The 23,613-nt window shown below is 47.6% G+C and carries 18 protein-coding genes; 5 read left to right on the top strand and 13 right to left on the bottom strand.

Translation table 11 applies throughout. The annotated features are described in order from the left end of the window. Positions 1 to 46 precede the first annotated feature (46 nt). Positions 47 to 3,664 carry a gliding motility-associated C-terminal domain-containing protein gene (locus tag WBJ53_RS02170; RefSeq protein WP_338877142.1) on the bottom strand — a complete coding sequence of 1,206 codons (3,618 nt, stop codon included), beginning with the start codon at positions 3,662 to 3,664 and terminating at the stop codon, positions 47 to 49. Between the two features lie 282 nt (positions 3,665 to 3,946). On the opposite strand from WBJ53_RS02170, the gene WBJ53_RS02165 reads away from it, so the two are divergent. After that, positions 3,947 to 4,978 carry a type IX secretion system membrane protein PorP/SprF gene (locus WBJ53_RS02165; protein ID WP_338874403.1) on the top strand — a complete coding sequence of 344 codons (1,032 nt, stop codon included), beginning with the start codon at positions 3,947 to 3,949 and terminating at the stop codon, positions 4,976 to 4,978. A 99-nt stretch (positions 4,979 to 5,077) separates the two neighbouring features. On the opposite strand, the gene WBJ53_RS02160 is transcribed toward WBJ53_RS02165, so the two are convergent. The 6 genes from WBJ53_RS02160 to lpdA all read right to left on the bottom strand — a co-directional run bounded on the left by WBJ53_RS02160 (position 5,078) and on the right by lpdA (position 13,998). Next, entirely contained in the window at positions 5,078 to 6,319 is a 1,242-nt protein-coding gene (locus WBJ53_RS02160) for an aspartate kinase (RefSeq protein WP_338874402.1), read from the bottom strand. 80 nt (positions 6,320 to 6,399) lie between these two features. Further along, entirely contained in the window at positions 6,400 to 8,334 is a 1,935-nt protein-coding gene (gene dxs, locus WBJ53_RS02155) for a 1-deoxy-D-xylulose-5-phosphate synthase (protein WP_338874401.1), read from the bottom strand. A gap of 291 nt (positions 8,335 to 8,625) precedes the next feature. Next, positions 8,626 to 9,549: a rhomboid family intramembrane serine protease gene (locus WBJ53_RS02150; protein WP_338874400.1), complete on the bottom strand. Its 924-nt coding sequence runs from the start codon at positions 9,547 to 9,549 to the stop codon at positions 8,626 to 8,628. A gap of 2 nt (positions 9,550 to 9,551) precedes the next feature. Next, positions 9,552 to 10,331, bottom strand: coding sequence for a rhomboid family intramembrane serine protease (locus WBJ53_RS02145; RefSeq protein WP_338874399.1), 780 nt, complete (start codon positions 10,329 to 10,331; stop codon positions 9,552 to 9,554). A 37-nt stretch (positions 10,332 to 10,368) separates the two neighbouring features. After that, complete coding sequence (mutL, locus tag WBJ53_RS02140; RefSeq protein ID WP_338874398.1) at positions 10,369 to 12,369, bottom strand: DNA mismatch repair endonuclease MutL; 2,001 nt, start codon at positions 12,367 to 12,369, stop codon at positions 10,369 to 10,371. Between the two features lie 228 nt (positions 12,370 to 12,597). Next, positions 12,598 to 13,998: a dihydrolipoyl dehydrogenase gene (lpdA, locus tag WBJ53_RS02135; RefSeq protein WP_338874397.1), complete on the bottom strand. Its 1,401-nt coding sequence runs from the start codon at positions 13,996 to 13,998 to the stop codon at positions 12,598 to 12,600. Between the two features lie 388 nt (positions 13,999 to 14,386). Between lpdA and prfB the strand changes: the two genes are divergently transcribed. Then, positions 14,387 to 15,464 (top strand): peptide chain release factor 2 gene (gene prfB, locus WBJ53_RS02130; protein ID WP_338874396.1). Its coding sequence is split into 2 segments (ribosomal slippage): positions 14,387 to 14,446 and positions 14,448 to 15,464, totalling 1,077 coding nucleotides; the frame shifts between segments, so codons are not numbered across the junction. 185 nt (positions 15,465 to 15,649) lie between these two features. Then, positions 15,650 to 16,282, top strand: a complete 633-nt coding sequence (locus tag WBJ53_RS02125) for an SGNH/GDSL hydrolase family protein (RefSeq protein WP_338874395.1) — start codon at positions 15,650 to 15,652, stop codon at positions 16,280 to 16,282. 121 nt (positions 16,283 to 16,403) lie between these two features. Here WBJ53_RS02125 and WBJ53_RS02120 read toward each other — a convergent pair whose 3' ends face one another. The 6 genes from WBJ53_RS02120 to WBJ53_RS02095 all read right to left on the bottom strand — a co-directional run bounded on the left by WBJ53_RS02120 (position 16,404) and on the right by WBJ53_RS02095 (position 21,499). Further along, on the bottom strand, positions 16,404 to 17,123 hold the full coding sequence (locus WBJ53_RS02120) for a DUF2306 domain-containing protein (protein ID WP_338874394.1): 720 nt from the start codon (positions 17,121 to 17,123) through the stop codon (positions 16,404 to 16,406). A 134-nt stretch (positions 17,124 to 17,257) separates the two neighbouring features. Next, entirely contained in the window at positions 17,258 to 18,169 is a 912-nt protein-coding gene (locus WBJ53_RS02115; protein WP_338874393.1) for a LytTR family DNA-binding domain-containing protein, read from the bottom strand. Between the two features lie 119 nt (positions 18,170 to 18,288). Further along, positions 18,289 to 18,912 carry a rhomboid family intramembrane serine protease gene (locus WBJ53_RS02110; RefSeq protein WP_338874392.1) on the bottom strand — a complete coding sequence of 208 codons (624 nt, stop codon included), beginning with the start codon at positions 18,910 to 18,912 and terminating at the stop codon, positions 18,289 to 18,291. 116 nt (positions 18,913 to 19,028) lie between these two features. Further along, complete coding sequence (locus WBJ53_RS02105; RefSeq protein WP_338874391.1) at positions 19,029 to 20,000, bottom strand: polyprenyl synthetase family protein; 972 nt, start codon at positions 19,998 to 20,000, stop codon at positions 19,029 to 19,031. A 103-nt stretch (positions 20,001 to 20,103) separates the two neighbouring features. Beyond that, the gene (locus WBJ53_RS02100; RefSeq protein WP_338874390.1) at positions 20,104 to 20,961 is read right to left on the bottom strand and encodes a hypothetical protein; all 858 of its coding nucleotides are present in this window, start codon (positions 20,959 to 20,961) and stop codon (positions 20,104 to 20,106) included. A 103-nt stretch (positions 20,962 to 21,064) separates the two neighbouring features. Continuing rightward, positions 21,065 to 21,499, bottom strand: a complete 435-nt coding sequence (locus WBJ53_RS02095; RefSeq protein WP_338874389.1) for a nucleoside deaminase — start codon at positions 21,497 to 21,499, stop codon at positions 21,065 to 21,067. A gap of 249 nt (positions 21,500 to 21,748) precedes the next feature. Between WBJ53_RS02095 and WBJ53_RS02090 the strand changes: the two genes are divergently transcribed. Both WBJ53_RS02090 and WBJ53_RS02085 read left to right on the top strand, forming a co-directional pair. After that, positions 21,749 to 22,309, top strand: a complete 561-nt coding sequence (locus WBJ53_RS02090; protein WP_338874388.1) for a sigma-70 family RNA polymerase sigma factor — start codon at positions 21,749 to 21,751, stop codon at positions 22,307 to 22,309. A 97-nt stretch (positions 22,310 to 22,406) separates the two neighbouring features. Next, on the top strand, positions 22,407 to 23,504 hold the full coding sequence (locus WBJ53_RS02085) for a FecR domain-containing protein (RefSeq protein ID WP_338874387.1): 1,098 nt from the start codon (positions 22,407 to 22,409) through the stop codon (positions 23,502 to 23,504). Positions 23,505 to 23,613 lie beyond the last annotated feature (109 nt).

Genomic DNA, 23,613 nt, shown 5'->3' with positions numbered 1-23,613 from the left:
AACCGGTCATTTACATCAAATATACGAATAAAAACGCAGAAAAACGCTATCGAATCAGCAGTACAGCGCCCCGTTTTACAACCAGCCCGCGCTCCGGAAATGACTCACTTTTATACGTAATTACGTAGGGGTAAAGCATGGGCGGATATAGGTATCCTCTGTAAGTGCCATCCCACTTCTGATCGGGATTGTCGGCCACAAAAATCACTTCACCCCACCGATTATAAACACGCAGTTGATAGTCGGTTATATAGGATGAGAATACCTGAAGAACATCGTTGACGCCGTCGTTATTGGGCGTGAAGGCATCCGGCACATTAACGCGCGGTTCGCATTTGTTCAGGACAACAGCCGTTCCGGTTGCCGTACATCCTTGCGGATCGGTTACAACAACCTGATATTGCCCCACCCGACTGACGGTAACAACGTTTGAGGTATCGTTTAGCGTTAACCATAGATAGTGTAGACCCGCGGCACCATTTGCCACGAGCTGCGCTTTGCCCTGCTCGCCTTCGCAAAGTATGGCTTCTTTTGTGAGCGAAAAATCGGGAGCCGGACGATCATTGACCTGTACGCTACTACGCCCAACACAACCAGTCTGCGTATTCCGCACAACAAGACTATAGGCGCCGGGCTGGCTGACAACAATGGACGGGGTCGATGCGCCCGTACTCCATTGATAGATATTGCCGGGCTGTTGGGCATCCTGCGGTTCCAGCGTTACACTCCCCCCAATACATTTCAGTTGATTTGGTCCCAATTGCGCAAAACCCGAACTGTCCAGCCCAACATTAATACTGTCTTTTATGGCCTTACAGCCATTTGCATCGGTCACCTGCACATTGTACATACCGGGAGCCGCCTGCCCATAGGCCGGAGTTGTTGCCAACTGATTATTGTTTAGATCAGTCCAAATGTAGCTCACAACTGTTCCGCCAGATATCGTCAGACTAATAGTACCACTGTTGGGCGTACTACACAAGGCATCTTTCACCTGCGGTGTAAGCACAAGTTGATTGACAGGAGATTTTAGTGTGAAAGCGGTATCGAGCTTACAGCCATGCAACGAATCGGCTACATTAATTTTATAGCCTCCTTCTGTGAGGCCCGTTTTTCGGCTACTGTCGCCTGCCAGAACAGTACCATCCGACCGAGTCCAGGCATAGTGGTAATCGCCCGCTGGCGATGGTGTGAGCGCAATAGCACCATCGGCCGAGGTACACGATTGAGGTTGGGTCAGCGCAGCCGCTACACGCAGTTTGGGCAATTCTGCCACGTTAATGGTATCGGAGTTTTCGCAAACAGATCCGTCAATTGGGTCCGACTGCGCCGTTACGGTATAGGTACCGGGAGTCGAAACCGAAATCGTTCGGGTATCTCCACCAGTACTCCATTGAAAATGTTTCCAGGTTTGTTGCGGAACCGTCAGATTGACCGCGGATCGATAACAAAAGACCGTATCGGGGCCCAGATCGAGTGACGGCACGGGTTTCACCTGAACATTGATGGTATCGCTCTTGAAACATTCGCCATTTGCCGCCAGTGCAATAACCTGATAATAACCAGCCAAATCGAGTGTAAGAGTCCTTTGCCTGCTCCTGACAGCCCCATTGACCAGCCAGGCATAGAGCTTGGCCTGCACCTTCATATCGAGCGTAATACCTTTCTTATTACAAATGGCTGTATCAGGCCCGAGCTTTATGTCGGGTGGGGTTTCCAGAATCGTCAGCGTATCCCGAATGAGGGTGTCTTTACAAATACCGCCCGAACTTTTTTGCGTCACAATATGCAGGCTAATAGGGTATGTACCCGGATTTTTATATGCATGTGCAATAGGCTGGGTGGCCGTTGTCGAATAAGGCACGCTACCATCGCCAAACGTGAGCGTATAGGTCTCCTTCAGCTTTGGACAGTTCGGACTGATTTGAAACATGGTCGGTGCGTTTGTACACGTATCCGAATACGTGACGCCCGGCCCACTGGACGGCTCGTTGAAATTAGTGACCAGATTCGGCAACCCTAGCTGACTGGTCTTTCCACCCAGCGTTTGCCCCTGTGGGTTAAACTGCAAACTGTCGAGTAGTCCTCCATTCGGATTGTTGATTGTACCGAGCGACGTGCTTCCTTCGATAGCTACATAAATTTTCCCATCGGGCCCAACCTGCAAGGCTCCATATTGTCGGGTTGTACTACTATCGACTACTGTTTTCGACGAAGCCAGTAGCGAGTCACTCTGCGTTAAATCATATTTGAGAATATACGACGCTCCTTTCTGACTACCATCGGAGTTGGTGTCGGCTAGCATTGTTACGTATAGACTTTTCCCATCGGGCGAAAACTCGACCCCATATGCCTTGGGCGGAGCCGGCCCCAGGTCGAGCGTTCGATTAAACGTCAATACGCCTGTCGAATCGTTGAATGTATAGAGATCGACCGAGTTTTTAGGCGGCCCTGGAATAACTACGGCCATCGGGCGATTGCCTTTGTTTCCTCCTGTTGTATCGGCCGGACCGATTTTAATGTAACCTTCTGCATTTGTAAGCGAATCCAGCGTCTGTCCGCCTGTATAGGTTACTGTGGTTGCGGTTTCACTGGTTGTCAGGTGGCGAACCTCAATTTTATTAGAACCATAAATAGGTGTAATAACCCAGTAGGTGGTATCACGATCATTCCGAACCGAGGTCGACTGTTCTGTGGCGCTACTCGACAGCGGGATATTTTTCTCAACAACAGCCCCTTTGCCAGCATTCTGCCGCATATCGACTACACTATACGTTAGTGTTTTTTGTCCCCGAATTTCGGAAGTTGTATAAACGTAGTACAGGTATTCGCAACCCCGGCAGGTTGGTTTCGGCACAATCAGCGCCGATTGTGTGGAGTGGGTGTTGCCATCGAGCGGTATCTGAACGGCATTGGTATCACCCGGCACGAGCGATTTCATGGGGTCGCCATTCTTGTCGTAAATTGTAATTCCGTCGGTATAAAAGAGCAGAACGCCTTTTGTGTTCGAAATAGACGACGATCCTTCAATGGTATTTAGTTTGCCGTCGGTAATCGGTTTTGGCGATCCTCCACTAAAATCCAGACCGGCATTTGAGCCAAAATACCACTTCGACCCCTGCGATTGTTTCTGCTCGCCACACACATCAACATTAATCCTGTCCTGATAGGAACACCCCGAGATTGGGTCAATCGCTTCAACAGAATAACAACCCGAACTATCGACCTGGATGGCTTGGGTTGTGTCGCCTTTCGGATACCACAAATAATTATAGCGCGATTGGTCGCTGCCATTATAAGGATCAAGCGTAATGACTTCGCCCTTACAAATTGTGGTATCGGTTCGCCAGTTGGTGAACGATTGTGGACGCGGATAAATCGTGACTCGCCCTTGTCCCATTAGTACAGTGCCATTTACAGTTCTCGTTACTGTAACTGTATAAGTACCAGGGCTCTGATAAACGTGTTTGGCAACTGAATCATTTTGCGTTGTAAGAGTATTACTATCCCCAAAACTCCAGGTTCGGGAGGTTACTCCGGTCTGAATACTGTCTGTAAATACGACAGAGTCAGCTTTACATTCAACGTCGGGCACACATGTCTTCCCACTGATCTTAATGCTTTGCGCGAAAGACGCAGTAGCACCTGTCAGGAAAAGGAGCATGGCCCAAAAACCAATTACACAGAGACGGCCAATATAAGTTATCATGAAAAAAAACGCTGAATAAGCCCACCTGCACAAATTCAACCCCTGGCATAACAGATAACGGGGGCATTACGTTAGTATAAACGAAGTCGCTTCATTAAAATTTTATCGCCTGCCAACCGTAAAAACCGCCCAAAATTCGGCTAATTTTATAGGTTGTGTGTGTTCTTAAATACTCTTTTTTCGTTAAGAATGTTGCAATCATAAAGTTGGCCCAGTCTTTGCCTCTATATCGCAGTTATGAGTAAGAAATACGTTTTGGCGGTTTTGGCGTTGGCTCTCAGCCAACTGGCCTTCGCGCAGGACCCGCAGTTCACCCAGTTTTATGCTGCCCCTCTTTATCTGAACCCCGCTTTTGCCGGGTCGGCATTGGCTCCACGCATCACAGCCAACTACCGAAATCAGTGGCCAGCCATTACGAGTTATGTAACAACAATGGTTGGTCTCGATCATTATTTCGATCGGTTTAATAGCGGAGTTGGTCTCTTAATTCAGAATGATAATCAGGGACAAGGCCGAATCCAGTCTACCGAAATAGGGCTGCAATACTCATACCAGTTGCAGGTTAGCGAGTCGTCGTTTGTCCGTTTTGGCTTACAGGGTTCTTATGTGAACCGGAATGTCAACTATTTCGGGCTTACTACCGGCGATCAGTTTACCGAACAGGGGTTTATTACGGGTAGTGTTTCGCAAGACCCAACGCTGCTGGCAGGGTCGCCTAAAAATAAATACCTGGACTTCTCAACCGGGGTACTGGTCTATTCCGACTGGTATTGGGTAGGCGCATCAGCTCACCACATTAACCGCCCCGACCAGGGATTTTTTGTAGCTGGTCAGAATCGTCTTCCCATCAAAGGAAGCATTCAGGCGGGTTTACGAATTCCGCTGGGCGGGTTTACGGGCCTTGCCGATGAACTGGACCGCGAAATTAGTTTTTCGCCGGTTATTTTGTACAAATTCCAGGGAAAATACGATCAGGTCGACATTGGTGCTTACCTGACCTATTCTCCCCTAACGATTGGTGCCTATTACCGGGGTATTCCCTTCAAGCGTTACGAACAAACCATTAACAACAACGATGCGGTTGCGCTCCTGGCAGGCTGGCGAATGGATAAATTCTCCATTGGCTATAGCTATGACTTCACGATTTCGACATTGGGTAATAGTGGCGGATCGCATGAGTTATCGCTATCGTATATTTTCGAAAAGCCCGAAGGCCGTCGGGCGGGTGTGCGGAAACGGGACAAAAAACTGCCCTGCCCCAAGTTCTAACTGTTTATTTACAAGCTATAACGAAAGGGATAAAGCGCACAACATTTTTAGCTCTGTGTGCTTTGTCCCTTTCGTTGCGCTCTTCATCACAAAGAAAACTTATCCCAGGTCTTTTACTACCAATTGCACCGTATAACGGCTCTTTTGCTCCAGCAGCAGCTTTTTATTGACCAGAACCCGATCAATGGTACTCTGATCGTAATACCGAATTGTAATCAACTCTACGTGCTCGTTATAGCTCACTCGAAAATCCTGTTTTAGCAACTCCAGCAAAGCAGGAATTCGGTCGGGATTACCATCTACAACGACCGAAAAACTAATGGCCGTGTTCTGCATCAGATTAATTTTGACGCCTGCATGCGCAAATCGTCCGAAAATACGACTGAGGTTATCTTCGGCGATAAACGAAAAATCGTTCGGATGCAGCGAGATCAATACCTGATTCACTTTAAAAATAAATGACGGAATCAGTAAATGCTGCTCATAATTACCAATAACCGTTCCGGGTGCCGTTGGGCTCAGAAATGACCGGACAAAGAGTGGAATTCCTTTGTTCTGAAGGGGCTTTATGGTTTTAGGATGGATTACTGTAGCGCCATAATAGGCCAGCTCAATAGCATCCTGATACGTAATTTTTTCGAGCAGCACCGTCTCATCGAACCATTTTGGATCGGCGTTCAGCACCCCCGATACATCTTTCCAGATGGTAACGCTATCGGCATTCAGACAGTAAGCGAAAATAGCAGCCGTATAATCGGAGCCCTCACGTCCTAATGTGGTTGTCCGTCCGTTAGGTGCCTGCCCAATAAAACCCTGTGTCAGGGTTACAACGCCCGTTCGCACGGCTTTCACAATTCGTCGGCAGGTTTCGGTCCAGTCGACCGATCCCTCCCGAAAAGTGCTGTCTGTGCAAATAAGCTGACGGGCATCGGTCCAGTTAGTGGTAATACTCCGGTCGTTCAGGTAGGCGGCAATGATCTGCGTTGACAACACTTCGCCCAACGAAACGATCTGGTCATATACCTCATCGTACTGCCCAGCGGGTGGCTGCTCCAGATACGTTGCCAGGCTATCGAGCGTTTGGTAAGCATTCCCAAAATTCCCGGTTAGTCCGTTTATTATTTCTTCGTGGTAGGCGCGAATAGTCTGTAGCTGATTTTCGGCTTTATCGGGCTTTTTGTTCATATAATGCCGCACAAGTTCTTCCAGCGCATTGGTCGTTTTGCCCATTGCCGACACGACAACCACGGCTGTTTTCCCCTGCGTCCGAACAATTTCTGCCAGATTCTGAACCCCAGCCGCGTCTTTAACTGAAGCTCCGCCAAATTTGAATACGTTCATCTCGAAAAAAAAGACAGGATTACAGGATTAACAAAAAATACTGTTCTGTTAATCCTGCAATCCTGTCAAAAAAAATAGTTTTAAACCGATATTGTCCGGCCCGTAAAGAGTAACTCACGAACGGCGTCGGCAATACCCTGCGGATCGAAACCGCATTCGTGGTGTAACTCAATCTGTTCACCATGCTCAACTACCGCATCTGGAATACCCAGCCGTTTCACGCGGGCGGTATAGCCATGATCGGCCATAAACTCGAATATGGCGCTACCAAAACCACCCATCAGGCAACCGTCTTCAACGGTCAGTACCCGGTCGAAACGGCCGAAAATCTGATGCAACAGCGCTTCGTCCAGAGGTTTCACGTAACGCATATCGAAATGAGCAGGCCGAATCCCTTCTTTAGCCAGCATCTGGCTCGCTTCAACGGCGTAGTTTCCAATATGGCCTATTGTCAGAATAGCTACCTCTTCGCCATCGGCAATCATACGACCTTTTCCAATTACCTGTTTTTCGAGTGGTGTACGCCAGTTTGGCATAACCCCTTCGCCCCGCGGATAACGAATCGTAAAGGCTCGTTTTCCCTGCTGTACCTCGTCAGATTGAGCCGTAAACATCATGTTGCGCAGTTCCTGTTCGTTCATGGGGGCCGCCACAATCATATTCGGAATGCAACGCATGAACGCCAGATCGTAGGCACCGTGATGCGTTGGCCCATCGGCTCCGGCAAAACCAGCCCGGTCGAGACAGAAAATGACGGGCAACTCCTGAATGCAAACGTCGTGAATAACCTGATCGTAGGCTCGCTGCATGAACGTTGAGTAAATGTTGCAGAACACAACCTGCCCCTGCGTAGCCATACCAGCCGAAAACGTTACGGCATGTTGTTCGGCGATACCCACATCGAACGCCCGGTCTGGCATCGCTTTCATCATGATATTCATTGACGAACCAGAGGGCATTGCGGGCGTAACGCCAACAATTTGTGGATTTTGCCCAGCCAGTTCGACCAGGGTATTACCAAACACATCCTGATATTTGGGTGGCTGAGGAGTATCGTACGTTTTTTTCTTGATAACACCGGTTACTTTATCAAATAAACCCGGTGCATGCCATTTGGTCTGGTCTTTTTCGGCAGGAGCATATCCTTTCCCTTTTACGGTCAGCACGTGTAGGAGCTTAGGGCCAGGAATATTCTTCAGATCGTCCAGAACGCTCACCAGATGATCGATGTCGTGTCCGTCGATAGGGCCAAAATACCGCAAATTAAGCGACTCGAACAGATTACTCTGGGTTAGCAGCGACGACTTAATACCAGATTCGACTTTGGAAACAATCTCCTGCGCGCTCTTGCCGAATTTACTCATCTTACCGAGTAAGTTCCACACCTCGTCTTTCACTTTGTTATAAGTCTGCGAGGTCGTAATATCGGTCAGATACTCGCGCAGAGCGCCCACATTGGGGTCGATACTCATGCAGTTGTCGTTCAGCACGATCAGCAGATTGCTGTCGGTAGCGCCTGCATGGTTCATGCCTTCGAATGCCTCGCCAGCGGTCATAGCGCCATCGCCGATGACGGCAATATGGTTGCGCTGATTATACCCCTGAAGTTTGGAGGCAACGGCCATACCGAGTGCCGCCGAAATGGAGGTAGACGAGTGCCCAACGCCAAATGAGTCGTAAATACTTTCTTTGCGTTTCGGGAAACCCGAAATCCCTTTATAGAATCGATTGGTATGAAACCGATCCCGACGGCCAGTAAGAATTTTATGGCCGTATGCCTGATGGCCCACATCCCAGATCAGTTGATCATCGGGCGTATTAAACACATAATGAAGTGCCACAGTAAGTTCCACTACGCCTAAACTGGCGCCAAAGTGGCCACCGTATACCGATACGTCGTCAATGATAAACTGCCGGAGCTCGTCGGCAAGTTGGGGCAAGCGAGATTTATCGAGTTTACGAAGATCGTCAGGCGTGTTGATGGTGGCCAGAAGACTGCCAGGGGTAATCAGCATGGTAGGTAGCAGAAAAGCGTCTGTGTAACAATAACAAACGTACAGATTGCAATGTTTCCTTCGGCGGTTGACCCGTTGATTTAGAGGGCGAAGGTACTCTATTTTTGTTAAAATTATAAATAAACTAAGCCCCCGGTTGCTTAAACATATACGTAAGCAGCGGGGGCTTAGATTTTTGAAAGATTTAGCAGCCTCATCAACTAGTTTTTAAGCTAAATAGTATTGACTAAATCATACATAGGTTCTTTAAATTATCTATCGTCCGGTTAGGGAACCCGTCCGAAAACAGGGTTAATTTCGTTGGCTGGCCCGGAAGAGTTTCTGTTTTTCTTCGCGGGTCAGGCTTTCGTAGCCAGAGCGTGAAATTTTATCCAGAATCGTATCAACCTCATCCTGATCGGGAGTCGACACTGACGATGCTGAGCTACCGGCCGATGCATAAACACTACCTTGTGCACTGGCGCTACTGCGCTGACGATAGGAGACCTTAACGGCAGGTTTTGGCTTAAATAAATTGCTCCAGCCATCAACCACCCAATAAATAGGTCGCCCAAGGTCCGTTCCGTTTTGCAATAACTTCACATAGAAGAAGCCCATGAAAGCTCCCCCCAGATGCGCAATGTTTCCGCCAGCATTTGGCCCTACCGACTGTGCAAACGACAACACGACGAAGAAGAAGACGATATACTTAATCCGAACCGGGCCAAAAAAGAGCAAATGGAACGTATAGTTCGGCAGTAGCGTAGCGGCACCAACAGCAACCGACAGTGCAGCCGCCGAAGCGCCTAACATTTGCGTACCAACCGCCTGGTTCTGAAAATAAGGAACCAGATTGCATATTGCCAGAAAAAACAAACCGCCCGCAATGCCTCCCATCACATACAACCCTACCAACCGACGGCTGCCCAGATACTCATCGATCAGCCGACCGAACCAGTAGAGGAACAGCATGTTGAACAGGATATGGAATATCTCTTCGTGGGCGAAAATGTGTGTCAACAATGTCCACGGTTTGTGAATAAAAACATTGATAGACGTAGGGATAGCCAGGTTACTAATAACCAGCCTATAGATATCCGTCGCACCCAGCACGTGCGAAGAAACGTACAGTATAACTACAGCCAGATAAACGACCGTATTGACCAGTATCAATTGCACCAACGTATTGTTGGGCTTGCTGAATTCGTTCCGAAAGTCATCGAACAACCCGCTCATCGCTAATAAAAAGTTTTCCGCTGTGAATTCCAGTATTTTACCAAAATAAATGCAAACAACATTCCGCCGATATGGGCAAAATGTGCTACGTTATCTGCCTGCACCCGGTAAATGCCGGAATAAAGCTCGTAGCCCCCGTAAAAGATAACGAGATATTTTGCTTTGATCGGTATAGGAGGAAACAATAAAAATAACTGAGTGTTCGGAAACAATAAGCCAAATGCCATAATTATCCCAAAAATTGCACCAGATGCCCCCACCATCGGCTCATTTATCTGACTCGTATAGATCTGGTTTACAATAGCCAGGCTATCCTGAATGTTTTTAGGATCATTCGGGTAAGCCCTGAATTTCTCAATAAACGGCAGCAAGCGATCGTAATACGAACTGGCATGCAGATCCACAAACGCCGAAAACGCGTCGTAACCAGGCTCAAGCCGGTAACTCTGAACGGTTTCATATACGCTATGCATCTCAAAATAGTTTACTGCCGAAAATAATAAAGCGGCACCCAGCCCGGTAAAAAAGTAAAAGAACGTAAATCGACGCGGCCCCCAGAACTGCTCCAGCATTGGCCCAAACACAATCAGGCCAATCATATTGCTGAAAATATGGCCAAACCCACTGTGCAAAAACATATGGGTTAACAACTGAATCGGATTAAATTGCTCCGATAAAAATGAATGTAACCCAAATTGCTCAATTACATTTTCATTCGTAACAAAGAAAACCAATACGTTGAGAATCAATAGTGCACGAACTACGGGGGTAAAAGAAAACATCGCTTTAGTTTTACAATTTACTTCTTTAACTGATTTATTACCGAAAAAGTCCCGCAATTTTATCCAACGTTAAGACTGTCGTCACTGCTTCGCCTGCAGGAGTATAGCTAGGATTGCTCGATGCAAATAATTGATCGATCAATGCCTTTCGTTCGGCAGGGCCAAGCCGGGTGGTATATCGCTGCGCCGACCGCCGGGCCAGCGACCGTGACATTGACTCTGCCCGGTCCAGTTTTAACCGTCCGGTATCGACCCGAAGCTGCGCCAGCATGTTGGCAAAGAGTTCTTCTTCGTTTTCGCCGGTAGTGAGCGTTGGCACACCCCGAATAACAAATGTATTCTGCCCTAGCTCATCGAACTGAAAACCAAGGCTTGTCAGTTCCTCGCGCAAATCGAGGGCAAGCTGAAAATCAACGGGTGTAAGCGTAACCGTTTTAGGAAACAGCAGTTGTTGAGAAACCCCATTCCGTTTGGTCAGCGCAGCATGAAACTGATCGTACAGAATTCGCTCATAAGCCCGTTTCTGATCAATTAGCATCACTCCAGACTTGATGGTTGCCAACAGGTAACGGTGCTGAACCTGGATAATATTTTCATCGTCGACTTCGGCCGAAATCTCTTCAATATGATTGACACGGCTCCGAATCGTGACGGCTTCACTCTCAGTCTGATCGGTCGGAGCAATAGGTTGCGACTCTTTTGCCGGGCCAAGCCAATCACCAATTTTTTGCTCATCAGGAGAAGTTTCGGTGGACTTCACGCCCTCAAACAAAGCCTGCCAGTTAGTAGCACTGGCTTTTTTAGGAATATCGAAACTATTGCCGCCAGCAGCTCTATCCAGCGAATCGGACCGAAACGTTACGCGTTCGGCTTTGGGCTGACCCGCCGTTGATTGACTACTGCCCATTGCCCAGGATGGCATAATGGGTCTTGGGTTGTTCGACTCGTTCGGTTTTGTTTCAACCGGTGCTTTATTGGTTGTTGACTGCGAGGCCCGTCCACCGGACAGAAAATTAACATCAGACTCAAAATCGAGCGATGGAGCCAGGTTATAGACTCCAACAGCTTTCCGAACAGCCGCCATCATAATGGCATACACCGACCGTTCGTCGTCGAATTTAATTTCGGTTTTAGTTGGATGAATATTGATGTCGATGTGCGAAGGGTCAATATCAATGAACAGCACATAGAACGGATGGCTCCCTTCGGGCAACATTCCCTCATAGGCTCCAATCACGGCATGGTGCAGATAGTTGTGCTTGATATAACGGTTATTGACAAAGAAAAACTGTTCATTACGGGCTTTTTTGGCCGATTCGGGCTTACCAATATAGCCCCGAACAGTCACGTAAGGAGTCTGTTCTTCGCAATAGTTCAGTTGCTCGCGGTAGCTCTTACCAAACATATCGATGATTCGGCGGCTGAGTTTTCCGGCAGGCAGATTATAAATTTCCTGATCATTATGAAACAGCGTAAAGGCAACTTCAGGATTTGCCAGTGCCACTCGCTGAAACTCGTCGATGATATGACGCATCTCGACCGAGTTTGATTTCAAAAAATTCCGGCGGGCCGGCACATTGAAAAACAGATTCTTGATGAGCAGATTAGTCCCCGGCAAACACGAAATCGACTCCTGTGCTTTTATATCCGACCCTTCGATCCGAATCAGCGTACCAAGTTCGTCTTCAGCCCGGCGCGTTCGCATTTCTATCTGCGCCACAGCCGCAATGGATGCCAGTGCTTCGCCCCGAAAACCCATTGTCCGAATGCGAAACAAATCGTCGGAAGAACGAATTTTGGAAGTAGCATGGCGTTCAAAACTCATTCGGGCGTCGGTTTCGGTCATACCAACACCATCGTCTACGATCTGAATCAGATTTCGACCTGCTTCGCGAATAATTACCTGTACCGATTTAGCCTTCGCATCTACCGAATTTTCGAGCAACTCTTTCACAACCGAAGCCGGTCGCTGCACTACCTCACCGGCCGCAATCTGATTGGCAATCGAATCGGGAAGTAGCTGAATAACATTTAGCATGATTGGCTGGTGAGGTCTCGCTGTTGTCGTTGTTTACTGCTCTATACAAGGTACAACAAAATTTACCCTAAAAAAAGCCCCTGCCCAACGCTTTTTTATGGTGGGCAGGGGGAAATTTCGGGGATGCGGCAGGGATTGCGGGGAGCTTCGCGCGGGGAGCGCGCGGATTGCTATTACGCATACCCAGCCGCATCCCCGCACGAAGCTCCCCGCTCCCCCGCACGCCTACTACAAGTGAATCGCTTCGCCGTAGGCGGCTTCAGTAGCATCCTTAATGGCTTCCGACATGGTTGGGTGCGGGTGAACTGCCTTCAGAATTTCTTCGCCGGTGGTTTCTAGTTTACGGGCGGCTACCACTTCGGCAATCATTTCGGTTACGTTATTGCCAATGAAGTGAGCACCCAGGAATTCGCCGTATTTTGCGTCGAAAATAACCTTTACAAAGCCCTCTGGAGTACCGGCGGCTTTTGCTTTACCCGATGCCGTGAAGGGAAACTTGCCCACTTTGAGGTCGTACCCAGCTTCGCGGGCCGCTTTTTCGGTATAGCCTACCGATGCAATTTCGGGCGTGCAGTACGTACAACCCGGAATATTGTTGTAATTCAGTGGCTCCACGTGAGGGAGTCCTGCAATTTTCTCAACGCAGATAATCCCTTCGGCCGAAGCCACGTGCGCCAGGGCTTGCCCTTTCGTAACGTCGCCAATGGCATAGTAGCCCTCAACGTTCGTGCGGTAGTAATCGTCGGTCACGATTTTACCCCGATCGACGGTAATACCGACTTCTTCAAGACCAATGTTTTCGATATTCGCTACCACACCGGCTGCCGACAGTACAACATCGGCTTCAAATGTTTTTTCACCATCTGGCGTTTTCACGAATACCTTACAGCCTTTTCCGCTGGTATCAACTTTGGTTACTTCCGACTTGGTATAAATGTCGATGCCCATTTTTTTGTACTGCTTGGCGAGTTCTTTTGAAATATCCTCGTCTTCGACCGGCACAACATTCGGCATAAATTCAACAATAGTCACCTTCGTTCCCATACTGGCATATACGTAGGCAAACTCAACACCAATCGCACCAGACCCAATAACGAGCATCGAATCCGGACGCTTTTCGAGCGTCATGGCTTTCCGGTATTCAATTACTTTTACACCATCGAACGGTACGGCTGGCAGCTGACGGGCCCGCCCACCGGTAGCAATAATAATATGCTTGGCTTCGTATTCGGTTACGTTGCCATCGGCACCTGTAACGTCGATTTTCTTGCCAGGCTTTACTTTACCAACGCCGGAAATAACGTCGATTTTATTCTTTTTCATCAGGAACTGGACGCCCTTGCTCATGCTTTCGGCAACGCCCCGGCTCCGTTTGATAACGGCCCCAAAATCGGCCTGCGACTCTCCCGAAATCGAGATTCCATAGTCGGAGGAGTGCTTAATGTATTCAAAAACCTGTGCTGATTTCAGCAGCGCTTTGGTAGGAATACATCCCCAGTTGAGGCAGATACCGCCAAGGCTTTCGCGCTCGATAACGGCCGTTTTCATACCCAACTGCGACGCCCGGATGGCGGCTACATAACCGCCCGGTCCGCTACCCAAAACGATTACATCGTACTGTGAAGCCATTTTCTGTATTTTGGAGTTATGTCAGGAATCGCCAGACCTGTTTAGTTATTGCCCGTTGTGATTCAACGAGCGATGCTTAGCATGTCTGCCCCTTTATTTTCAGAACGCAAAGGTAGGGGGAAAAGTTGACACAGGAGATACCTGATCGGCCTATACCTCCACTTAGTTGCCTGTTGACAGAACAGACCTTCTGAATAAGTCATCCGGTCGCATCTTCACGAAACCCCATCCCCTCCTTCTTTTGTTCTATCTTTGCAAAAAATGGACAACCAGACATTTGGATACTGGATGTTTGGATAGTAAACGTACGGAACTGTCAATTGTCCAGCGTTCAACGTCTGCCATCTACTATCCAACATCTAACTCACTAAATCAATACGACAAGTTCATGACAACCGACCAGTTGAACGACTTGAGAGCCAGAATAGAGGCTCTGAGGGGGTATCTTTGACTACGATACCAAACGCGAACAATTAGCCGAACTGGAGCAGCAAACGTTTCAGCCCGAATTCTGGAGTGATGCCGCCCGCGCCGAAGGCGTGATGAAACAGGTTAGGGCTCTGAAAGGCTGGATCACTGGCTATGATAAACTCAACGGGCAGTTTGGCGACCTCGAAACCTTATTTGAGTTCTACGAGGCTGGCGATGTATCCGAAGAAGAAGTAGACGAAGAAGGCCGGAAGGTAACGGCAACTCTTGAAGACCTCGAACTCAAAAAAATGCTGGGCAATGAGGAAGATCAGCTCAGTGCCGTTCTGGAAATTAATGCCGGTGCGGGAGGTACTGAAAGTCAGGACTGGGCCGATATGCTCTACCGTATGTATATGCGGTGGGCCGAAAAACACGGCTACGGCCTGAAACAGGTCGACTATCAGGAAGGTGATACGGCCGGTATCAAATCAGCAACAATTGAAGTAGATGGCCCGCTCGCTTATGGTTTTCTAAAATCTGAAAATGGGGTTCATCGGCTAGTTCGGGTATCGCCCTTCGATTCCAATGCCCGGCGGCATACTTCGTTTGCATCCGTATTTGCCTACCCACTGGTTGACGATACGATTGAAATTGACGTTAATCCGGCCGATATCGACTGGGACACATTCCGGTCGGGTGGCGCTGGCGGACAGAACGTTAATAAGGTGGAAACAGCCGTCCGACTACGGCACCGCCCTTCTGGATTGATCATTGAGTGTCAGCAGGAACGGAGCCAGTTGCAGAACAAGGAAGTGGCCATGCGATTGCTGAAATCGAAGCTATATGAGATTGAAGTGCAGAAACGAAATGCTGCCCGCGCCGAAGTTGAAGCCGGTAAGCAAAAGATTGAGTGGGGATCGCAGATCCGTTCGTATGTACTCGACGATCGGCGGGTAAAGGACCACCGAACGGGCTATCAAACATCCAATACCGACGCCGTACTGGATGGCGATATTGATCCGTTCATTAAAGCCTTTTTACTGGAACAGGAGTAAGTCTGAACCAGGATTTATGTGATTTCAGTGATTTACAGGGAAAATTTGCTCCTCAGCCAGCTCCGACAAACGCTTACGTTCATAAACTGGATTGAAAAACCTCTGTAAATCCTAAAATCCTATAAATCCTGGTCAGATATGTTAATCCCAAAAGCCCGGCGGCCGTCGCTACGGTTCAGACACTAATGAATTCTACCCCCGATCCAGCCAAATCGAAATTCACATTTCTGTCGCTTGGCGATTCCTATACCATTGGTGAGAGCGTGTCGGTAGCAGACCGATGGAGCGTTCAGTTGGCGGGACTCCTGCGAGAAAACGGAGTTGATGTAGCCAATCCTGATATTATTGCCCGCACCGGCTGGACAACGGCTGAACTTCAGGATGCTATACAAGCCAGCAATAATCAGAAAACCTACGATTTAGTTTCCTTATTGATCGGCGTCAACAACCAGTATCGGGGTCAGAGCCGGGATCGTTACCAAACCGAATTTTGGGTGCTTTTGCAAACAGCGATTCAGTTTGCCGGTAGTAAGCCGCAGCATGTTTTCGTGCTGTCGATTCCCGACTGGGGTGCATCTCCCTACGCTGAAGGCCGAAATCGAAATCAGATTGCTAACGATATTGATGCATTTAACGCCATTGCCCATCAGGAATGTCAGGCAGCAGGGATTGTCTTTGTTGATATTACTCCGCTTACTCGTCGGGCCGCTGGCAACGACTCGCAATTTGCATCCGATGGTCTGCATTATTCAGGCAAACAAATGCGCCAGTGGGCCAACACTGCACTTCCTGTTGTAAAAAAGCTTCTCAGTCAGTAAGGGTTGACTTAACGAGTAGCCTATCAGCTATTCTGGTTATAGTTTTTTGCACTGCCCGGAGATGCGCATACGCTCCCGCGAAGTATATCAGACTTGGTGGGAGCGTATGTTTTACGTAAAATTAAGCGGCAACAGATGTTGCCATTGTAGTTGCTTTTGTTTCTTTTTCGGCAAACTTCTTTTTGTAGTATCGCACCGTCCGGCTAATCAGCATACCTCCAATCAGTGCCGGCGCAATCCAACTGGCAGTAGCCGACCAGGCAGGTGCATCGGCAGGCAGAACACGGCCAATATTAGTTACCAGAGCAGCCGTAAACGTGGCAATATACGATCCACCCATGCGTGTGAAGTGCTGAAAGAACCAATGCATTTTTTCGGTTGGCTCATTTCGGCATATCATATCACGTCCGGCAAAGACAAACGTCAGCAGGCCGAAAAAGGAAAACAGAATTGGAAAAAATGATAGGCCATTCAAAAGTAGCAGATACATACCGAAACCAACCATTGCTATACTTACAGCCGCAGTAAGGTAAGTGAGTCCTTTATCGAAAGCAGCAACCTGGCCATTCTTTTGTTTGGTTGCCCGCCAGCCTGTCATGCTTAAGTAAAAGCTAAAAATGGCAATGCCCGTCAGAAAAAGCCGCATCATTTTAAATGGTTGAAGTACGCACAACAATAGGGCCGTGATGGCTACGGTAATCATACAGTAGACATAAACAAGACCTGCCCGGTTATGAAGCCGACTTCCCTTTTTAGAAAACATAGGTATCAATCCGGTCAGTAATGCCGTAAATCCTGTGATGATGTGAATAACAAGCAGCGAAATAATGAGCGTTTTCATAGCGATAGGACCTTGTGTTTGACAACAGCAAACCTACAGCAACGAACTTGTTATCAACGAATGAAAGGGATCAGGAGCAGTTTTTGGGACGTTTGACAAACGTAAACAGATTCTGGGATAACCGGTGGGACGTTCTACAACGCTTTCAGTTCTGCCACCAGCGTATCATTATATTTTCTGGCTACCGGTACCTGAAATTGCCCCCCCAGCAAATGGAGCTTATAGCCCTGCGCATTACCGGTTATACGCTCCACATGATCAAGATTAACGATGTATGAGCGATGGCAGCGCACAATGTGAGGTTGATTAATTTGCCCTTCCAGCCGACTCAGACTACTACGAATCAATGGCTTCGTGGGGTACGTTTGCCCATTCGCTTCTTTTTTTAGATAAACGATTGTGGAGTAATTGTCGCTCGATTCGATATAGAGCAGATCAGAGGCTAATAATTGAATGGTATCCTTCTCGTTTTCGGCAATGAGGGTTATTGAAGCCTCATTGCCATTAGCCTGTAGATGCGGAGTTTCGGCAATGGGCAGGCTTTTCGTCTTTGCATCAGTCGTATGGATGGGCAATTCGGCCGCTAATCGGCTATATTTTTTTAGCTGGCTAATATAACTATACACAATGGCTCCGGTCACGGGGAATACAGCGATCAGAAACGTAATCAGAATCATATTACCCCAGCCTACAATGCTCCTCTCTTCGCCGGTCAGCCACTCCAGATATAACCGGTTGGCAATGGCAATGAGCAGCACATTGATCATAACCAGCAGAATTTCGCGCCCAACCGTCCAGTTAGCGTCGGAAAACTGCTTAGGAAAGCAGTAAGGCCATATAATGAAATTGAACGCTGTTATAATAAAAGTAACCCAGCCAAACCCGAGAAGCTTAATTAACTTATTGCCTGTTTGCCAATCGCTTATCCCGAACGGCTGAAAAACAAGTAGAAAGAGGCTAACAAATACACCAATTATAGCGGCTCGCCGAGTATGCCGACCCAGTGAATCCTCAACAGGAAAAGGCTGCTTAAGTAACTTGAACATGACCGAGCGGAAAGGTTAGTCGGTTTACGGCCTATAGGTTACGGTTGCTCCGCTAGTTAGCACACATTCCATTGAGGCAGAGCAACCATAAACCGTATACACAATAAACCATAAACCAATCAAAACAACCGCCAACCGGCGATCTGATCGATAAACTGAGGCAAAACGGGCGGATATACCAGAATAATAAACAATACGCCAAACAAAGCCCCGTAGATGTGTGCATCATGATTTACATTGCCAACACCCCGGCGCGACTCATAAGCCGAATACAACAAATAGAGCGGCCCGAAGATGAACCCTGGAATACCAATGGGAATAAAAAACAGATAGATCTTTGTTAGCGGACTTATTAGAATAGCCGCAAAAATTATTGCCGACACGCCACCCGATGCCCCTAAGGAGTTGTAGCTCGAATCTTTCCGATATTTCAGAAAGGTAGGGATGTCGGAAATAATAATTGCCAGTAGGTAAAACCCGATGTAAAACAGAGCACCGTTTCGGCCAAAAAGGCTGCTGAATACCTGTTCCATGAGGCCACCAAAAGCATACAGGCTAATCATATTAAAGATCAGGTGCCCCCAGTCGGCGTGTAGAAAACCCGATGTTACGAAACGGTAGTACTGCCCGCGTCGGGCCACCTGAGACGGATTCATAATCCAGCGATTCATGACGCTATAGTCGTTCCAGGCCCAGATACTGATACCAACCGTAGCCAGAATGATAATAAGGGTTACGCTCATAATAGTAGTTTATAGTCTGTAGTTTATCGTTTAGGGTTTAGGATTGCGCTGTATTAGAAGGATCTATTCGAATAGGCGGAGCAACTATAAACCGTAAGCCATAAACTATAAACCGATTAGCTTTCCCGCTCAACAAGCTGTCGGGTAAATTGGAGTAAGACTTCTTTGCGAGCTGGGTCGGCATTGATTTGTTCGAAATTAGCGAATCCCTTTGCAAAGTAATCGTTAATCCGAGCTTCTGTAAGCTCGCGGACCCCTAATTGATTGTAAATCGTTGTAACAGCGCGTACTTTTTCTGCTTTATCGAAGTCGACTTGCGTTAACCAATCGGTAAGTTCAGCTTTTGTGGAGCCCGTTGCCTGTTCGAGCGCTTCGATAAGTAGAAACGTTTTTTTATTGGCAATAATATCGCCACCTACCTGTTTGCCAAACTTAGCCGGATCGCCATAAACATCGAGCAAATCATCTTTTAGTTGAAAGCCAATGCCAATATTTACGCCGGCTTCATACAAATGAGCCGTTGTTTGTTCATCGGCGCCCCCAATCAGTCCACCCAACTCAAGCGCATAACCGAGCAGAACCGATGTTTTCAGCCGGATCATGTCGATGTATTCAAGTTCGGTTACGTCCCAGCGCGTTTCAAAATTCATGTCCATCTGTTGCCCTTCGCACACTTCGGCCGCTGTTCGGGTAAAACGCGACATTGCAGCTTTTAGCTTATGGACCTCAACTTCGAGCAAGAACTCATGGGCTTTAACCAGCATCACATCGCCCGACAGAATGGCAATATTATGATTCCATTTCTCATGCACCGTTGGCTGGCCCCGGCGCAGGGGAGCCTGGTCCATAATGTCGTCGTGCATGAGTGTAAAGTTGTGGAAAACCTCTACTGCCAGCGCCGGTCGAATGGCTTTTTCCCAGTTGTCGGTAAAAAGATAAGCGGCCATGAGCGTCAATACTGGACGCAGCCGCTTACCACCCAGATTCATAATATACTGGATTGGATCGTAAAGTTCGGGAGGGTATTGACCGTATTTAGTACGTTGAAGTTCGTTTTTAAGGGCATCAATAAAAACAGCAGGACTCATTTGATCAGGGCAGCTTTCGCTGAGTTTTGCCCAAAATAAGGCAAATAGACGCACACCCACAAAATGTTATCTGCTAATGAGGTCGATTTAGTCAAGCTGTTTTCTAATCTCCGTATACGATCTTCTTTGGCCTTACTCCGCCGAACATAAGCCGATAGTGCTGCTGTTTTGTTGTACTGATAATCCAGATCAACCGCCCCGACAGTATAAAATAGCCATCGTTTCGGGTATTGTTCCCACGTTTGGCACCAGCCTGATTGGGCGTTTGACCTAGCTCCAGCCGCCGGTCTGATAGTGCTGCCGCCAATGGGCTCATGTTGGTTCGATCTGGATACACCGTACTTACATCATCGACATAGTCACTCATCACATGTGTATATATACCTTCAAGATTCCACTTAAATCGCTCATTTGCAAACAAGGGCACGCCTAATCCATAGCGCAGAATGACGGGCAACCGATTGTAACTAACACCCTCCGTATGCAAAGGGGCCAGGCTGTATGATTGCCCCTGATAGGTTGCTTTTGGGGTAATATAGGTAAAGCCAGCTCCGGCAATTAAATAAGGAACAACAATATGATTAGGGTCGTCGGGGTGCCAAAGATCAAACTGGATGCCTGCCCAAACCTCAGGATTTATACTATGGAACGACAGGTTATTATAGGCCAGATAGGTATCCTGCTGGGTTCCATGAATGTAGTATAGCTGGGCTTCGCCCCGAAAAGTTAACCGGTTCGAATAACGATAAGCAACCGCAAGCGCTGCCGATACGCCCAATCGCAGATGAGCCAGATCGCCCCGCTCGTTCATATCGCCCAGGTAACGGGTTGTTCCTAAACCAGCATTCAACATCCAGGAGCCAGGGCGCTCCCGCCAGTATTCAGAGCGCTGCGCCACCCCATAGGAAGACAGAAAAACTCCCAGTGCTACCAGAAGCACACCCAATTGTATACGTTTCATTGAATAAGTAAGTTACGATGTCTTTAGTGACGACAAAGTAACTATCTTATTCAGGAAAGCGAAAGTATACACAATAAAATATAGTACCGACTAATAGTCAGACTTATAGCTCGCCAATGTCTTCGTTCCAGAGTGTTGGTTTTTCGGCGATAAATTGCTCCATCATGTCGACACACTCGGGCAAATCAAGGTCAATCACTTCTACCCCATGCTGTTCCATAAATTCGCGTGCTCCCGAAAACGTGCGCGACTCGCCCACTATTACTTTGGGGATCTTAAACTGCACGATGGTGCCCGCGCACATATAACACGGCATTAGTGTCGAATAAATAACGGTGTTTTTGAAAGAGCCCACCCGACCCGCATTGTTCAGGCAATCCATCTCGCCATGCAAAATAGGGTTATCTTCCTGCACCCGCTTGTTATGCCCGGCTGCAACCAGCTTTCCCTCTTTAATTAGCACCGATCCAATTGGAATACCGCCTTCATCTAAACTCTTACGGGCCTGGCGGATAGCCTCCTGCATAAATTCGTCCATGCTCAAATAGGCGTTATCGTGTAAAAAAATTCCTGTTCGAATGGGTGTCGTTTCAAGCTATTTCAGCGAGTGTAGTAGCCGAACTCAAACACCGTTTATTTGTAAACTACCCTACACTATTCTTAACCTAACCGATTCTTCTTTCATCAAAACACGCAAGAAAATGTTAATATTTCGTCTTTCTGAGCGTTTATTGACTAACTAAATCCAAAAAAAGCTTTGTTTTGGGGTTTATTTGCTCAACGCACCATGAATGAATTATTCGCTACTAATTTTTCTTCTGATGAATTGCTCTGGGAGCGATTCAAAAATGGTGACCGAGTAGCATTCGAGCAAATCATCTCCTTACACTATGCATCATTGTTCCGCTTCGGAACCCGCTACAGTAAAGATACGGGCCTGATTCAGGATTGCCTGCACGATATGTTTGTCTATCTCTGGGAACGACGGCAGCATGTTAGTGCAACAGATAGTATCAAAAAGTACCTTCTCAAATCGTTTCGGCATAAAATTCTGCTGGAGCTTCAGCGAACACAACGCCGGGGTTGGGTCGACGAAAATGAAGCCATTGAGATTGCTCCTGAACAAAATTTCGAAGATTTTTTTCTTTACATTGAAACCGAGCAGCTCTCGGCCCGAAAAATTAAGACCCTGATTGATCTGTTGCCCCAGCGCCAGCAGGAAGCGCTTCACCTGCGCTATTTCGAAGAACTCGACATTGAAAACATTGCTCTGGTGATGAACATCAATCGTCAGTCGGTATCCAATCATCTTCATAAAGCTCTCAACTTCCTGCGGGAGCATTGGTAGTTTTTCAAACACTGCCTAAAAAAAATACGAAATACAGGGTATCAAACGCTGGCTAGCTAATTATATCAGTATAGTAGCAAAAAAATAGACCTTTTCTATGAAATCATTTGATCATTTTGAGCTATATGATTTCCTGGAAGACGAATCATTCCGAGCGTGGGTGTTTGAAAAAGCATCAGCGTCGGTAACCGAGTGGTGGGAGCAGTTTCCGATAATGTTTCCAGACAAAGCCTTTCTTATGATTCAGGCCAGAGAAACATTACTAGCCATTCAGGATGATACGTTTGCACCAGCGCCTGAGTTGATGCAGCAACACATCCGCCAGATTATGCGCGATACAGAACCGGCGTTGCCCCGTTCGGTACCTTTTGGGTCGTATCAGCGAATGGCGTGGGTTGCGGCTGCTTCAGTATTGCTGTTTGTTTCGGCATGGCTTTTCTGGATGCCAAATGAGGATAAACCAACGGCTGTTTATCAGAAACTGGTTGCAGACGCTCCACTTCCAATGAAGGAAGTAGTGAATACAGGCAGCAAAACCCATCTGGTTCTGCTGGCCGATGGCAGTTCGGTGCTTCTGCAACCCAACAGCCGGATCAGTTACCCGAAAGACTTTACCAGAAACAGCAAGCGCGAAGTCTATCTGGTTGGTGAAGCCTTTTTTGAAGTAGCCAAAAATCCGCATAAACCGTTTTTTGTTTACGCCGACAATCTGATCACGAAAGTGCTGGGAACGAGCTTTACGGTTCGTGCCTACGAACATAAGGCAGTTGATGTAACCGTAAAAACCGGCAGGGTATCAGTCTTTACCCGTACAGACAAGGAGCGGGTCGAAAAGCAGGAATCGCCCCAGCTGTTGGGTCTGGTATTAAAACCCAACCAACGGGTACATTTCAATGGCGACGAAGGTCGGTTGTTTCGTTCGCTCGTAGAGTCGCCCACGTTATTGGATATGCCCATCCAGCGGTCGATGTTTGAATTTAACGGAACCTCTATTACGCAGGTGTTTGCCTCGCTGGAAAAAGCGTACGGAGTTGAAATTGTGTTTGACGCCGATGTGATGAAAAACTGCTACCTGACCGCTTCGCTGGACGACGAACCGCTGTTTGAAAAACTAAATATGATTTGCCGGACACTGGATGCTCAATATGAGCAAATGGATGGCAAAATTTTGATTACCAGCAATGGATGCCAATAAAAATACTTAACCCAATCGACTAGCCTATGCCCTAAAAACACCTAATGGTACACACAAAAAAAGAGTCAGCAATGCTGCAACATCACTGACTCTGGAGTCATTCCCCTCA

This window comes from Spirosoma sp. SC4-14, assembly GCF_037201965.1.
Taxonomy (GTDB): domain Bacteria; phylum Bacteroidota; class Bacteroidia; order Cytophagales; family Spirosomataceae; genus Spirosoma.
Note: the sequence above shows the minus strand (reverse complement) of the source record. Positions and strands in the feature narration are given on the sequence as shown.